At 59.2% G+C, this 15,101-nt stretch carries 10 protein-coding genes; 8 read left to right on the plus strand and 2 right to left on the minus strand.

The features are described 5' to 3' along the window. Positions 1-126 precede the first annotated feature (126 nt). From AC0SZ7_RS04015 to AC0SZ7_RS04040, 6 genes are all read left to right on the plus strand, one after another. Positions 127-2,781: a winged helix-turn-helix domain-containing protein gene (locus tag AC0SZ7_RS04015; protein WP_475503134.1), complete on the plus strand. Its 2,655-nt coding sequence runs from the start codon at positions 127-129 to the stop codon at positions 2,779-2,781. A gap of 177 nt (positions 2,782-2,958) precedes the next feature. Further along, entirely contained in the window at positions 2,959-4,716 is a 1,758-nt protein-coding gene (locus tag AC0SZ7_RS04020; protein ID WP_475503135.1) for an acyl-CoA dehydrogenase, read from the plus strand. Positions 4,717-4,881: 165 nt separating this feature from the next. After that, positions 4,882-5,712 (plus strand): p-hydroxycinnamoyl CoA hydratase/lyase, encoded by an 831-nt coding sequence (locus tag AC0SZ7_RS04025; protein ID WP_455921178.1) that lies wholly within the window; start codon positions 4,882-4,884, stop codon positions 5,710-5,712. 68 nt (positions 5,713-5,780) lie between these two features. Then, positions 5,781-7,259: an aldehyde dehydrogenase family protein gene (locus AC0SZ7_RS04030; protein WP_475503136.1), complete on the plus strand. Its 1,479-nt coding sequence runs from the start codon at positions 5,781-5,783 to the stop codon at positions 7,257-7,259. A gap of 108 nt (positions 7,260-7,367) precedes the next feature. Beyond that, positions 7,368-7,772: a MarR family winged helix-turn-helix transcriptional regulator gene (locus AC0SZ7_RS04035; protein WP_475503137.1), complete on the plus strand. Its 405-nt coding sequence runs from the start codon at positions 7,368-7,370 to the stop codon at positions 7,770-7,772. A gap of 49 nt (positions 7,773-7,821) precedes the next feature. Continuing rightward, on the plus strand, positions 7,822-8,340 hold the full coding sequence (locus tag AC0SZ7_RS04040) for a hypothetical protein (RefSeq protein ID WP_475503138.1): 519 nt from the start codon (positions 7,822-7,824) through the stop codon (positions 8,338-8,340). A gap of 42 nt (positions 8,341-8,382) precedes the next feature. Here the strand turns inward: AC0SZ7_RS04040 and AC0SZ7_RS04045 are convergent, their stop codons facing one another. Continuing rightward, entirely contained in the window at positions 8,383-9,297 is a 915-nt protein-coding gene (locus AC0SZ7_RS04045; protein ID WP_475503139.1) for a LysR family transcriptional regulator, read from the minus strand. A gap of 148 nt (positions 9,298-9,445) precedes the next feature. Here AC0SZ7_RS04045 and AC0SZ7_RS04050 point away from each other — a divergent pair, with 148 nt between their 5' ends. Continuing rightward, complete coding sequence (locus AC0SZ7_RS04050) at positions 9,446-10,786, plus strand: nucleobase:cation symporter-2 family protein (protein WP_475503385.1); 1,341 nt, start codon at positions 9,446-9,448, stop codon at positions 10,784-10,786. 33 nt (positions 10,787-10,819) lie between these two features. After that, the gene (locus tag AC0SZ7_RS04055) at positions 10,820-11,329 is read left to right on the plus strand and encodes a nucleoside deaminase (protein ID WP_475503140.1); all 510 of its coding nucleotides are present in this window, start codon (positions 10,820-10,822) and stop codon (positions 11,327-11,329) included. Positions 11,330-12,099: 770 nt separating this feature from the next. Here the strand turns inward: AC0SZ7_RS04055 and AC0SZ7_RS04060 are convergent. Next, positions 12,100-15,099, minus strand: a complete 3,000-nt coding sequence (locus AC0SZ7_RS04060; protein ID WP_475503141.1) for a hypothetical protein — start codon at positions 15,097-15,099, stop codon at positions 12,100-12,102. Positions 15,100-15,101 lie beyond the last annotated feature (2 nt).

Below are 15,101 nucleotides of genomic sequence, written 5' to 3' on the forward strand. Positions count from 1 at the left end.
TGTTGCGGGGTGGCACCAAGTGCTCCAGTGCTGCCCTGATAAAATAATAATGAGCGGCCCCGACGGCGGTCCTAAACGCCCCGTCTGAACTCCCAGCGACATCAACACCGGGAGTAAACGGGCTGCATGACCACGGAGAATCCGGCCATGGGCGTCTTCAAGCCAGCCCCCGCAGTCATACTCAAGTCAACACCACCCCGTATTGTTCGCGGTTTCCTGGATCGAGAAAGACTTCATTTGAGCCGCGTCGAATCCAGTGGCGCGCAGGTCACCGCCCTGTTGGCACCCAGCGGCTACGGCAAAACCTCACAGCTCAATTACTGGCGCCGCGCCGTGCTGGGCAGTGGCGGGCTAGCCTTCTGGCTGACTCTGGATAACAAGGACGACCCCAGAACCTTTATTCGCGGTTTGGCTTATACAGCGCAACTATCCTGTGGCAAACGTGCCTTTGATGAAGCCTTCATCGCTTGGATCGAATCCTGTACCGACCACCAGGAAGCCATCACCGGCTGGCTGGCTGAAATCGCCGACCTCTCCGTTGAGGTCGTGCTTCTGCTCGACGATGTAGACCGGCTACCTACCGTTTCACGCCAGGAAGTGCTGACTTACCTGCTAGGCAACGCTCCCGCAAACTTGCACGTGGTACTCGCCGCGCGCCCAGCGGGCGCCCTTGTGGCCAGCGGGGCACTGCGTACCGCTAGAATCAACAAGCTGAACGCCACCGACCTGCGCTTGCGCCTTGAGGAAACCCAGGCAGTGCTGTCCTCGGCCTTGGGCGGGCGTTGCAATCTTGACGCCGCCGCAGTCTTGCACGAGCTGACCGAAGGCTGGCCATTTGGCGTGCAACTGGCCGCGGCTTCGCTGTATCGCAGTGGCGACCTGGAAGGTTTGATAGGCGCGGCCACCGAAGACATTCGCCGGTATTTCATCGACACCGTGATCGACCGGCAGTCGGCTGACGCTGTCCACCTGCTGACTCGGTTGTCCCATTTCGACTTGATACACACCGACATGTGCGCTTCGTTGTTCAACCGCAGCGACATGGGCGACATTTTGCTTGAGTTGCAGGATGAAACTCCGCTGCTTACCCGATCTGAAGACGGAGGCTGGATGCGCCTGCACCCTTTGGCGAGGGAGGTACTGGCGCAGCGCCTCACTGGTTTGCCCGACAGCGAGCTCAGGGCCCTATCGCGTAAGGCATCCGCCTGGTATGCGGCCAATGGCCTGCCTGAGCAGGCGGCACAACAAGCGTTTTTTGCTGGAGACATCGCCACTGCACTGGATCTGGTGGAGACCTGTACCCACGACATGACGGTTCAAGGCAAAAGCTCCATGGTGCTGGCCTGGTACCGTCGGCTGTCGCAAGAGCAACTGTGCCAACATCCCGGATTCTGGTCATCCACCGCCTGGGCGCTGGCCATGAGCGAGCACAGTGGTCAGGCACAACCACTCGTCGACCGTATCCGGACAGACGCCAACCTTAGCCAGGCTCAACAGTTCGAAGCGATGCTGATCGAGTGTACGGCCGCAGGCTTTGCAGACCGAGCCGACGATTTACGCCGCAAAGTACTGGCTTGGCCCGAACCGCCTGCGGACGCGAGGCCAGGCGACATCCCTATTCATTTGATCAGCAAAGGACTGGTCGCACTTTACGGCGGGCAGCCGGACCAGACCCGCCAGCAACTAGCCCGCATTCAGGAACTGAATCAACAGTCCGCCTTCTCCCCCGTTTCCTACGGACTGGCTGACTATGCAATGGGGCTGACCTATCTTTGGGAAGGCCGTTATGGGTTGGCAGAGCAAGTATTGCGGCCAGCTCTTAACCGCGCAGAAGAACGTCTGGGTCGACAAAGCCCAGTGGCCTGCTTGATCGCTGCTTTGCTTTCCCAGGCGTGCTGGGACGGAGTGAAAGGATGTGAACCTGAAGCGTTTCTCGCCGGCAGACTGCCCGTGCTGGAGCGTTTCGGGCTTCCCGACGCACTGATTGCGGCCTACAGGACACTGGCGCGGGTCGCTGACCACGAAGGCCGCCAGGATCAAGCATTCGACTTGCTCGCGTCCCTGAACGCCATCGGTGAAGCTCGGTCCATGCTACGCCTGCAGGTCGCAGCGAAATTTGAGTTAGTCCGCATCCATGCCCGGCACGACCGACACGAAACCGCTCAGCGCATCAGCCAGGAGATGGATAATCTGATTCAGATGCATCAGGGCAAGACAGCAAAAATTTACACCGATTGGCTGCACCTCCATGCACATCTAGCCCGGGCGTATGCATTGTCAGTCCAACAGGATGGACATGCGCCAGGCAACAACTTCGCCGAGGCCGACCTGGCGTTACAACTTTCACTGAGCATGAAGCGCGGCAATGAGGAAGTTGAAGCCCGCCTATTGCGCGCTGATGCCTTGCGTCACCAGCAACAGCCCGAAGCACACTCGATGATGTTGGAGGCCATCAGCCTGGCACAGGCGGGAGGCATGCTGCGCACCTTGCGAGAACTGCAGGGGGACAAGGTGGCAGTGCCCCCATCAAGCACCCCGCTTGCCAAAGCGCCCCCCGCTCAGGACGAAGCGTATGCCAAAGGCGCAGCCCTACTGACCGGAAAGGAACGCGAAGTGTTGGTCCTGCTCAGTAGGAGCATGAGCAACAAGGAGATAGCACGTGCCATGGTTGTCAGTGAGGAAACCATCAAATGGCACATGAAAAACCTTTTCAGCAAACTTAATGCCGCAGGTAGAAAACATGTTGTGGCACGCGCACGTGTATTAGGCCTTGTTGATTAGCCGGACGCGTAAGCGTTGTAGTCCGGATTCAGTAGCGTGCGCGATGTAACAGCAACGCGCACGCTCTCTTAAACCAATAGCAAATTAAATAACGCTCAATCCCCACCTATGCCACGGGTTAACCAGGCGGCGTGGTTGCGCGCGGCTATTCATTCAATATCAAACAGGAGGTCACTTATGGAGCATTATCAAGCGCCGCTGGACGACATGCGCTACGTCATCGGGGACTGGCTGGATGCACCCGCCACCTGGGCAAGGCTACCTGCCTTGCAGGAGGTGGATGCGGACCTTGCCGACCAGGTGCTCAAGGAAGCGGCCCGATTCGCCATCGGCGTGATTGCCCCTCTCAACGTCAATGGTGATCGTCAGGGGTGCCGCTTCGCCGACGGGAAAGTCTCAACGCCTGACGGCTTCCCGGCCGCCTATCAAGCCTTCGTCGATGCCGGCTGGCCAGCCTTGGCCGCCCAAGCCGAAGATGGTGGTCAAGGCTTGCCGCAACTACTCAATACGGCGTTGCTGGAGATGCTCTATGCCTGCAACCATGCGTGGTCCATGTATACGGGGATCGCCCACGGCGCCTATGAGTGCTTGCGCTTGTACGCACCGCACTGGCTGCGTGAGCGCTACTTGCCCGCCATTGTCAGCGGCGAAATACTGCCCACCATGTGCCTGAGCGAGGCTCAGGCAGGCAGCGATGTAGGCTTGCTGCGAACGCGGGCTGAGCCTCTGGAGGATGACGGATACCTGATCTCTGGCAGCAAGATTTTCGCTTCCGGAGGCGAACATGATCTCACGCACAATATCCTCCATCTGGTGCTTGCACGGTTACCAAACGCCCCGGCCGGTAGCCGCGGTATTTCGCTGTTCGTGGTGCCCAAGCATTTGCCCGATGGCAGGCTGAACGCCGTTCACTGTGATGGCATCGAGCACAAAATGGGCATTCATGGCAGTGCCACCTGCGCGCTTCGCTTCGATGGCGCTCACGGCTGGATGCTGGGTGAGCCCAACCAGGGGTTGGCCGCGATGTTCGCCATGATGAACTCAGCCAGACTGTACGTCGGCATGCAGGGCCTGGGGCATGCGGAAGCCGCCTGGCAGAGTGCGTTGAATTATGCCCTTGATCGGCGGCAAATGCGGGCGGTGTCCAGGCCTGCGGATGCCGTTGTGCAGGAGGCGGACCCGATCCACTTCCACCCGGCGCTGCGGCACACCCTATTGGAGCTACGCGTTCATACCCAAGGCATGCGCATGCTGGGCTATTGGGTGGCCCACATGCTGGACCTTTCACATTACAGCCCCGAGGCGCCAGAGCGTGAATCGTGCAGCGCATTGACCCAGTTGCTCACGCCGCTGGTTAAGGCCCATTTCACGGAGCGGGGCTTTCTGAGTGCCAGCGCGGCACTTCAGGTATTCGGGGGTTACGGCTATTGCCAGGAATACCCCATCGAACAAACGCTGCGTGACAGTCGCATAGCCATGATTTACGAAGGCACCAACGAAATTCAGGCCAACGACCTCCTGCTGCGAAAGGTACTGCGAGGCAAAGGTAGCCTGAGTGCCCTGATGAAGCTTTATCGCGATGAAGCGGCCCAGGTAGCCAATATGGCGCAATGGAGCGAACCCGCACGAGCTTTTGCACAACAGACGTCACGGCTCGAGGGCGCCGTGGAAGCGATTCGAGAGGCGGAATTGGATGATGCTGAAGCACCTTATCGCGTTGCGGGCTCGTTCCTGCGTTGGCTTGCCGTGCTGAGCGAGGGGTATGTGTGGCTACGCGCCGTTCGCGTCAGCGACGGCAAGCTCGACAATCCCTTGCATGCCGCGAAATTGGAATCTGCCCGGTACTTCTTCGATTTCTGCCTGCCCAAAGCCTCACATCATCAAGATCAGGTATCGATTGGCCTTAAAGCCACGCTGCCTTTTTTGACAGCATGATCCCCTCGCCCAGCCAGGTATTGCCTGGCTGGGCTCTCAGCGTCGTACCTCGCCTCCTCCTGGCTGCCCCCCCCAATACCCCCCGAACTGGTTAATTGACCTAACTATTGCAGCGACATAATTTTCACTCAGCAGAACACCGTCCAACAAAACAAAAGGTGCACTATGAGCAAGTACGAAGGCCGCTGGCAGACAGTCGCTGTAAGCGTCGACGACGGCATCGCCTGGGTCACACTGAACCGCCCGGAAAAGCGCAATGCGATGAGCCCTACCCTCAATCGAGAGATGCGCGATGTCCTCGAAACGGTTGAGCAGGATGCCGACGCCAGGGTTTTGGTATTGACCGGTGCAGGTACCGCATGGACCGCCGGCATGGATCTGAAAGAGTATTTCCGTGAAGTGGACTCTGGCCCTGAGATCCTCCAGGAGCGCATCCGCCGTGACGCCTCTGAATGGCAGTGGAAATTGCTGCGCCTGTACAGCAAACCAACCATCGCCATGGTTAACGGCTGGTGCTTCGGCGGTGGCTTCAGCCCGCTGGTCGCTTGTGATCTCGCGATTTGCGCCGATGAGGCGACGTTTGGTTTGTCAGAAATTAACTGGGGCATCCCGCCAGGCAACCTGGTCAGCAAAGCCATGGCCGACACGGTAGGCCACCGCGAATCGCTGTACTACATCATGACCGGCAAGACTTTCGATGGTCAGAAAGCCGCACAAATGGGCCTGGTCAACCGCAGCGTGCCTTTGGCCGAACTGCGCGATGCCGTGGTCGAATTGGCCAGCGACCTGCTGGACAAGAACCCCGTGGTCCTGCGCGCTGCCAAGAACGGCTTCAAGCGCTGCCGCGAGCTGACCTGGGAGCAGAACGAAGATTACCTGTACGCCAAGTTGGACCAGGCACAGCTGCGCGACCCAGAGCATGGGCGGGAACAGGGGCTCAAGCAGTTTCTGGATGACAAGTCGATCAAGCCGGGCCTGCAGGCCTATCGCCGGTAATTGAACCGCCTGGGGGCTCTCGCCCCTGGGCACGCCCCCTCAATGGCCCGCCGCTCCTGGAGATTGATATGTTTGAGCCAACACCCTCCCCTTACCACCTCACGGGTCACCAATACATCGACGGTGCCTGGCGACTTGGCACGTCCAAGCGCTCGCTGGAAAACCACGACCCGTTCAACGGCGCTCAACTGCTTGAGATTCCCCTGGCCTCGATTGACGATGTGGACGACGCCTACCAGGCCGCGCACAGTGCCCAACGGCAATGGAACAAGGCAGGCGCTGGGCATCGCGCAGCACTGCTCATAAAACTGGCGGATGTCATCGAGCGCCGTGCCGAGGAGATCACCTCCTGGCTGATCCAGGAATCAGGCAGCACCCGAATCAAGGCCAGCTTCGAATGCCACAGCGCGCTCAAGCTGGTGCGCGAGTGCGCCGCGATGCCCTTCCAGGTGGAAGGCCGAATTCTCACCAGCCACAAGCCTGGCGAACAAAGCTTTGTATTCCGGGAGCCGCTTGGGGTGATCGGCGTCATCAGCCCCTGGAACTTCCCGCTGTACCTGAGCCTGCGCTCGGTCATTCCAGCCGTTGCTCTCGGTAACGCTGTAGTGCTCAAGCCCGCCAGTGACACGCCGGTGACCGGCGGTTTGCTCATCGCGCACTTGTTCGAGGAAGCGGGCTTCGCTCCCGGCGTTCTGAATGTGGTGGTCGGTGCAGGATCTGAGATTGGCGACGCGTTCGTTGCGCATAATGTCCCCAGCTTTATCTCGTTTACAGGTTCTACCGACGTCGGCCGTAACGTCGGCCGCATTGCCACCGGTGGCGAGCATATCAAGCGGGTCGCCCTTGAGCTGGGTGGGAACAGCCCCCTGGTCGTGCTGGATGATGCTGACATTGAAGTGGCGGCCCATGCAGCAGTGGTGGGGCGTTTTCTACACCAAGGCCAAATCTGCATGAGCGTGAACCGCGTCATTGTCGATAAGTCGGTCTATGGCCAGTTCACCCACCTGGTGGCCGAGCGGGTACGTGCGCTTAAAGTCGGCGACCCCAATCGGCCTGATACGGTCATTGGCCCGGTTATCAATAGTGCGCAACTCGAAGGCCTGCTGCGCAAGATCGACACTGCGAAAACCTACGGACTGCAGCAGTTGGCTGGCGGTCAACCTCAGGGGTTGGTCCTGCCACCGCACGTGTTCGCCGATGTCCCGTCCCACCAAGAGTTGGCGATGGAAGAAACCTTCGGACCGATTCTGCCCATTGTCGCGGCAGAGAATGAGGAGCACGCACTGGCGCTGGCAAACACCGGTAGCTACGGGCTGTCCAGCGCCGTGTTTACCCGTGATATGGCCCGTGGCCTGGCGTTCGCCCGCGGCATTGTCGCTGGCATGACGCACATCAACGACATCACCGTTGATGACCAACCCAACGCTCCATTTGGCGGCGAGAAGAACTCGGGATTGGGTCGCTTCAATGGGCATTACGCCGTTGAAGAGTTCACCCGAGCTCAGTGGATCACTTGGCAACCCGGCGGGCATCACTACCCGTTCTGACCGTTTGAACTGGCTGACCACCACTTCCCAAGGTGGCCAGCCTTCATTCGCCAACACTCTCCAATAAAAATAATGGCCATGGTGAAGCAGACGTCAAGCCACCCAAGCTTGGATGATGCCCTGGGATACGCACTCAGGCGTGCCCACATTCAGCTGTCCCAGCACTTGGCAAAACAACTGAGTGCACTGCATCTGACGACCTCGCAGTTCTACGCACTGATGCTCATCCAACGATATGACGGCGCCTGCCAGGCAGAAGTGGCTCGCTTGATGGGCATTGATGCTCCCCAAATCGTTCCCCTTCTCCAAAAAATGGAGGAGAGAGGCCTGATTCATAAAGCCCGGGATCAAGGGGACAAACGCTTCCATCACCTCCATACCACCGCTGCTGGCCTACTCGTGATTCAGCAAATCAGCCCCATAGCGAAGGCTAGTGATCTGTTCGCTACCTCATCGCTGACTGAACTGGAACGACATAGCCTGCTGCGGTTGTTGCAGAAAATAAAATGCTGAGCGCTTTGACCAATCGACCCGAGCATCCAAAAACAACAAGGGAATTGATATGAACACGTTGCCTGTTTCAGCGAAATACTATATCCGGCGTGAAACCTTGATTGGTTGCGGGTTCAACGCGTGCTTGGCCATAGTATTTGCGATTCTGTTGTTCTCGCAGATACCCACCATACCGATATGGGGAGCAAGCGGAGTCGCCATGGACCTGCTTCCAACAGTGTTCATTCTGACGTCATTAGGGGGGCTGGCGCTGTCCTTGATCACACGCAAGCGGCTACACCGCGGCATCGTCGAGCCCTGGAGGCCAGAGGAGAGAGAGTGGCTCCCCTCGTTTCTGGCTACCTTTGCCGTGGTGCCCCGCGTACTGATTGTGACCTTGGCGATGACCGTCATCATCGTCCCTGCGACGTGGCTAACGCTGCAGATGCTAAGTATTCATTCACTTCCATTTCTGGCGTTCGTGGGGTTCAAGGTTTTGTATGCGCCCATTATCGGCGCTATTTCCGCTCCCTGGATGTTGAAGGCAGAACTGTTGGGGTCAGCCCTCGCCCCTGGCAGACGCAGGTGAAATATACTCCGAGGGTGGTCGTGTTGGCGTGCGCCAAGGGGGTTACAAGGTAGTCGTCTGCCCCTTGCGATCCAGCTCAAACACCTTCTGAGCTTGCAGGCACTCCTTCAACCAGCGCCCTGCCTTGCCCAGCGGACGCTGACGGGCCCACAGCAGATCCACGCCGATGTGCCAGTCCGTGTGGGGATAGGCCTGTAGCTGCAATTCAATCAGCTCCCCAGCTGCCAGTTCGCGCAGGATCAATTGCCGAGGCAAGGTTGCCCAGCCCAGCCCCGCGCGAACCATTTCCAGCAACGCCAGGTAACTCTCGGCCTGCCACACTTGGGTGGAACGCAGGTATTCGCTGCTGGGGAGCTTGCTGGTGTGTGCGCTGAACGCCAGCCGACGGTGCACATGCAGATCGTCAAAGCGCACATGCTCAAGCTGGGCCAAGGGATGGTCGGGATGGCACACGTGCAACATGATCAGCTTGCCCATCTGCTGAAAGGCCAATTCCTTGGCGTACCCGGGTTGTGAAAACGCCACGCCCAGTTGCGCATCGTGACTGCCCACCAGTTCGCTGACATCGCCGTGCACGGCGTGACGGACCACTAGGTCAACGTAGGGAAAGGCCCGTTCGAAGGCCTTGAGCACCGGCATCAATGGGCCGTATGGCGTCTCAATGGCCAGGGTCAGGCTTGGCTCGATGCTGTCGGATAGGCTATCGGCGTGTGACTCCAAGCCCAGGCAACGCTCGATGACCGCCTCCGCCTGCACCAAGAGTTTTTGCCCGCTGGCCGTGAGCGTGGGGGTGCGGCTGTCGCGATCGAACAACGCTACGTTCAGGTCGGTTTCCAGGTTGGCAATCGCCGCACTGATGGTGGACTGGGTCTTGCCCAGCTTGCGGCCAGCGGCGGAAAACGAGCCGGTTTTCACCACCTCGGTGAATGTCAGCAACTGCTCGAGTGAGAAACGCAACGCCTGCCCTCCCTTCACCCATCGAAAAAAACGATGGCTGCCAATTTGTTTCATCGACTCTGCCACTCAATCATGGGGCTGTCCAGGCAGCAGGCCCATACCTGCCCAGCCAAACCACCTCACCCTGGCGCCCTCGGGAGAAAAGCACTTGAGCACTCCACTGACCCACCCCGTCGATGAAATTCTGCCGCTACGCCAATTGCTCATCTTTGGCCTGCAACATGTGCTGGTGATGTACGCCGGCGCCGTCGCCGTGCCGTTGATTCTGGGCAGCGCATTGGGGCTCACCTCAGCGCAGATCGTGCTATTGATCAATGCCAACCTGCTGACGTCCGGGCTGGCCACGCTGGTGCAAACACTGGGCTTCTGGAAGTTCGGTGCACGCCTGCCGTTGATTCAAGGCTGCTCCTTCATCGCCCTGGCGCCGATGATCATGATTGGCAAAACGTTCGGCCTCAGCCAGGTGTTCGGCGCCGTCATCGTTTCCGGTGCCGCCACGATTGCGCTGGCGCCCGTGTTCAGCCGCCTGTTGCGGTTTTTCCCGCCCGTGGTCATTGGCAGCCTGATCACCATCATCGGCATTTCGTTGATGCCCGCCGCCGCTATCTGGCTGGGCGGCGGCAACCCGGCCGGCGCCGATTTCGGCAGCGCCGCCAACTTGCTGCTTGGCCTGGCTACGGTGGCCGTGACGCTAGTGGTCTACGCCACCTGCGCAGGTTTTGTCGGCAACCTCAGCGTGTTGATCGGCCTGTTCGCCGGCAGCCTGATCGCCGCCGCCTGTGGCATGACGCACTTCACCCGCGTCAGCGAGGCGGCCTGGTTCGACATCAGCGCGCCAATGGCCTTGGGCCAACCACAGTTTGCCCTGGTGCCTGGCTTGATCATGACGCTGGCGATGCTGGTGATCATGGCGGAGACCACCGGCAACTGCCTGGCAATAGGCAAATTGACCGGCCGGCCCATCACCCAACAAACCCTGGGAAACGCCTTCCGCGCCGACGGGCTGTCGACCCTGCTGGGCGGCTTGTTTAACAGTTTTCCTTACAACGCCTATACGCAGAATACGGGCCTGATCGCGCTTACGAACGTCAAGAGCCGCTTCGTGGTGGCCGCTGCGGGGGTGATCATGGTGGTCATGGGGCTGTTCCCCAAGCTAGGTGCGCTGATTGCCGCAGTGCCCACTCCGGTGTTGGGCGGTTGCGCTGTGGTGATGTTCGGCATGACGACGGTGGCGGGTATCCAGGCACTGTCGCAGGTGCGATTCGAGGGCACGCGTAACGGCATCATCGTGGCAGTCTCGATCAGCATCGGCGTGCTGCCAATGTCGTTCCCTGCCCTGTTCGAACAAGCCAATGGCACCCTTAAGCTCGTGCTGCAAAGCGGCATTTTCCTCGGCGCGATCACCGCTATCGTGCTGAACGTGTTGCTCAACCCCAGTGAAACAACGATCAATGCCACTGCGCCTCAAACCGCCGACATGGCCGAGTGAGCCGTGGTTACTTTACCTGCCAGGAGTCTACCCATGCCCCAACCAACGCCCATCATCCCGGCTGGCACCAGTGCCCTGGATATTGAGCTACTGCGCCGCGCAATCGGCTTGTCCGAGCGATCCAGGCAGAACGGCCGCCACCCTTTCGCCGCCCTGGTAGCCGACCGCGATGGCAACGTGATTGCCGAAGCGGGTAACAATTCAATGCCGCCGCAGGGTGACCCTACGCAACACGCCGAGTTGGTCGCAGTGGCCAGTGCCGCCAAGCGCTTGAGCCCCGATGAGTTAGCGCTCTGCACGCTCTATACCAGCGCAGAGCCCTGCTGCATGTGCGCCGGCGCCGTGTATTGGACCGGCGTTGGTCGGGTGGTTTACGCCTTGTCCGAGCATGCCCTCCTGAACCTTACGGGCGACCACCCCGAGAACCCGACATTTTCCCTGCCCTGTCGCGAGGTGTTCGCCCGCGGCCAGCGCCAGGTCAGCGTGCTGGGACCCATGCTGGAAACCGAGGCAGCGGCATCGCACAGAGGTTTCTGGTCATAAGCAACGCCGCTGCGTTCCTTTTGCCCATGTGAACACCCCGACCGAAGGCAGGCATTGGAATGGGTTGAGCTCAATGTCCTAACGCTCCAGCCAACGCCCATAAAGTGTGAACAGCGCTGTCCTTGGGACGACTTGGATGCGATCTCTCGACAGCTGCGTGGTACGGCTTAGCTTTAACGTGTGGAGCTAATCGCATTGCCCATCTCCACGCAGCGGCTTTGAAACCACAGTCACGTCGGCAGCCAGGCCTATTCACCCGCGATAACGCAGGGTCGCAACCAGCAGCGCAAACGCGGAAGAAGCATGGCGACGGCTGGGAGAGTAAGAGTGATAGCCCAGGAGTGGCTCGCACCACTCTTCCATCACCCGGATCGAACCATTTGACGGCGGCGGTGCTGGAGGCCTCAATCTCACTCAGGTAGGGACCAAAATGGCCGCAGAAACCACCGACCTTCCTTGAGCCCACCGGCGACCAGCCACGCCTGGTAAGCGTCCACCGGGCACCAGCGTTTCAGCGCCGCCGCCCCCAGCAGCCGGCCGCGGTTGTCGCCATCGGATTTGCTGCTGGGTAGGAAGATCTCCAGCCCTTAACCGGGCCTCTCAACGATGTGCTCTACGTGCAGTCGGCATAGTGCGCAGCCGCGCAGGGCACGACAAAACCCAATAGGATCAGCACTCGAGCACGGGCACAGCGCTTTGCATCACGCTCTATGACGACGACACCTGAGTCCGCGCACATTCTTCAGAGCGCTAATTACTCCTCGGTCGCCTTATCCTTCGTCTGGCCACTCCAGTCTTCTTAGTGCGATAGAGGCCTGGGCGGCTCGATTCTCTGCAGAAATCCGGTGCTCGAGACGATTGATCAGGCCGCTGGCAAAGGATCGGACCGGCTCCCGCTCGTCAGCCAGCCATTCATTCAGTCGCGCTTTCTGCTCGGCGTACCGCTCGGCGAAACCATACGCTCCGGACACCACACCCGAGGCCGTTAGCACCCTCTGTGCGTACACCAGCAAATCACTGTGCTCTGGCAGCAAGGCGACGACCTCTCGCATTAAGGGGTAGACACCATCACGCCCCTCATAAGCGCCCAGCAGCTTCAACACAAATGCCAGATTGCTGAGCTCCTGGCTTGCGATCAACGCCCTCAGCATATCTGCGTAGTCACCTGTCACCTCTGGGAAGACCGAAGCCAACAACCTTGCGCCGTCGAATTCAAAGCTGCCTGGCGCACGCGTGAACCACCCCTGAGCCGCCGTCAGCATCAGGCCAGGCACCAAAGCCAGAGGTGCCCGCAGCTGGAACACATTGAACGGTAAGGCGTCATAGCGTGACGGTGCGTCTTCACGCTCTGCGTAAAGCTGCCGTTCACCAGAAAAATGCACGACCAGACCAGGCCACCGCCTGGCGATCGAGGCGCAGATGTATTCGGCCCCGTAAACGAGTTCCGGATAGCCGATGAGCGCGTTCAAGACCACCCCGGCCTGCGCTTCATCGAGGGACGCGATCAAGTTGTTATTCAGCCAGGAGAACCAGGCCTGCCCGACCCAACTGAAGTTGCCAAGTTCGACCAGTCCTTTCAGTGCGGGCAAGAACGCCCCGTCAATCAGATTGTCAGGGTTGGTGGCAAACTGGGAAACAGCGGCTAGCAGGACATTTCTCAGACCGTCTACGTCATCGTGCCTCTGCGCACTGACCAGTGTGCGACAAAGCAGTTCTTTGTCGAAGCGATCAGTGAACCGCAAATACCAGCCAATCGCAGCTATGTGCTCACCATGGTCCAACCATGACTCGATCCTCAGCCGAACATGCTCGCGCTCCTGGCTGCGGGCCAGGCCTATGAGCATTGCCGGGAGGAACCTCATCAGGCTACTGTCTTTCCGCTCGATAAACGACCCAACAATGCCCGCTCTGTCCTCGGCCAACCGCTCCAAAAACTGACCGAACTCTGGGAAGGTCGCCAGGTCGTCAGATTCAGTCTGGGCAAAGCGATTTAAACGCTCAAACCAGAGTTCAGCACTTGGCGCATCGACCTGCTCATACAAGCGCTCAATCTGCTCCTTCCGGTAAGCTGCAGCTTGCTCATAATCAAAACTTTGCTCTTCCCAGGCGGGCGGGAAGACCGAATTGAAGCCAACCAGCACCTTGTAAATTACGTAGTCCGGCATAGCATTAACCACGTCGCGAAACTTGAGCGCAGCCATGCGCACGTGCTCACCCGCTGCCTGCAAATCACCGTCTTCAGCGAGGTAGTCGGGAAGTTGCGCGAAGCGCCAAAAACTGTGGAGCACTCGCTCCTCTGTAGCTTGCAGCGATTGATAGCTGAGGGTGGTGGCGATGGTTACCAAGAACTCCAGTACAGAGAGCGTATCGGCGAGTACGATCGCAGCAAGCTCGCGCGTGAAGCCGGTCTCCCGCGGACCGTAGGTCGCTGCATCCATCGCCACGAGGACACTTCGTTGCTGCGTCTCGCTTGCGCAGGCGGAATACAGACTGGCGAGAAGCGCAACGGTTTTGCGACGCGCAATCCTGAGTTGCTCGCTCGCTACAACGGTTGCGCGGCGAATGACGACCCCCTCAAAACTGCTGGACGTTCCTCGGATTTCCAGGCTTAAAACCTCATTGAGCAAGGCCACCAACAGCGGCAGCAGTTGCTTGCGGACGTCGTCCCCGAACGCTTCAATGCGCTCCACCAGTACACATTGCACCAGTGGGCCATGCCTTTTCCAGAGATCTAGATGATGCCCAGCCAGGGCTTCACCCAGCCGCATCAGTGGTTTGCGCTCCGTGTCTGTGTCGGTCGACAAATAGAGCTTACACAGGCCATCAAAGGTCAGCTCAGGGTCTACATAACGGTATTGATTAAGGATGTCGGCGATAGCCCCGAGCACGCCTGCGTACGTTTTCGCGGGTAGGGAGCCGTATGGTGTTTCGATGTCAACGGCAGGTGTGGCTTTGGCTTGATCTGCTGCCGCCAGCAGCCGCGCTACGACATCGCCGTAGACGGCCGGTAGGTCATCGTAAAATGGCAGGACACCTTCGGCGAAACGCTGTAGGGCCTCCACCCGCTGATTATTGTCCGCCGCTCTGACGATGGCTTCCAAGGCGTCTCCATCGAACAGCGCCTTGCCGTCAAGCAGGCGCTGGAAGTCAGCCGCAATTTTCTGGAATTCATAGCCCGCAGGAACCAGGTGCTGCAAGGCAACCTTCTGCAGCCGATTCTTGATCCCTTGAAACTGGCTGCTGCCAAAGTCATGCAGATCAGGTGCCTTGTAGATCGTGTCATGGGCCATTTCCGCCCAGGCGTGGTTGAGAATCGTCTGGATCTGGATTTCACAGCGCATATCGGCGAATCGCGCATACTCTGGCAGCTTGGTTCGCTCCTCGGTGAGGGTCACCAGATAGTGGTTGGAGATGTACAAGTCTGCCGCATCCTTGACCTCCCTCCCCGGCTGGTGAAGCTTTACCTCTAGGACCTCGAAGTTTTGCTGGATGATGCCCGAATGGATGAACTTCTCAACGTCGCTGTTGGTGTAAAACACTGTGCGGCAACCGGCGAGATCCTTGATTTCATGCTCCAGCTGCGTGGTGTCCGCAATCCCCCGCTGCTGCAGCTTTTTGAGCAGAGAGTTGGCCCCTTTCGCGCGTTCTTTGACAAGCTGGAGACGGTAACCACCCTCAGTCTCGATCGCAGCGGCCAAGATGCTGGAGATCGTGGACGCCAAGGCCGCATAGGCGGCCCAGCCGTGTTGTTGATATTCGCTGAAATTCATGG

It is taken from the genome of Pseudomonas sp. JC1203, assembly GCF_056175065.1.

Bases quoted from the DNA above. Each gene is read 5' to 3' on its own strand.
- AC0SZ7_RS04060 (WP_475503141.1), bottom strand. From the start codon at position 15,099: ATGAATTTCAGCGAATATCAACAACACGGCTGGGCCGCCTATGCGGCC.
- AC0SZ7_RS04055 (WP_475503140.1), top strand. From the start codon at position 10,820: ATGCCCCAACCAACGCCCATCATCCCGGCTGGCACCAGTGCCCTGGAT.
- AC0SZ7_RS04030 (WP_475503136.1), top strand. From the start codon at position 5,781: ATGTTTGAGCCAACACCCTCCCCTTACCACCTCACGGGTCACCAATAC.
- AC0SZ7_RS04020 (WP_475503135.1), top strand. From the start codon at position 2,959: ATGGAGCATTATCAAGCGCCGCTGGACGACATGCGCTACGTCATCGGG.
- AC0SZ7_RS04040 (WP_475503138.1), top strand. From the start codon at position 7,822: ATGAACACGTTGCCTGTTTCAGCGAAATACTATATCCGGCGTGAAACC.
- AC0SZ7_RS04015 (WP_475503134.1), top strand. From the start codon at position 127: ATGACCACGGAGAATCCGGCCATGGGCGTCTTCAAGCCAGCCCCCGCA.
- AC0SZ7_RS04025 (WP_455921178.1), top strand. From the start codon at position 4,882: ATGAGCAAGTACGAAGGCCGCTGGCAGACAGTCGCTGTAAGCGTCGAC.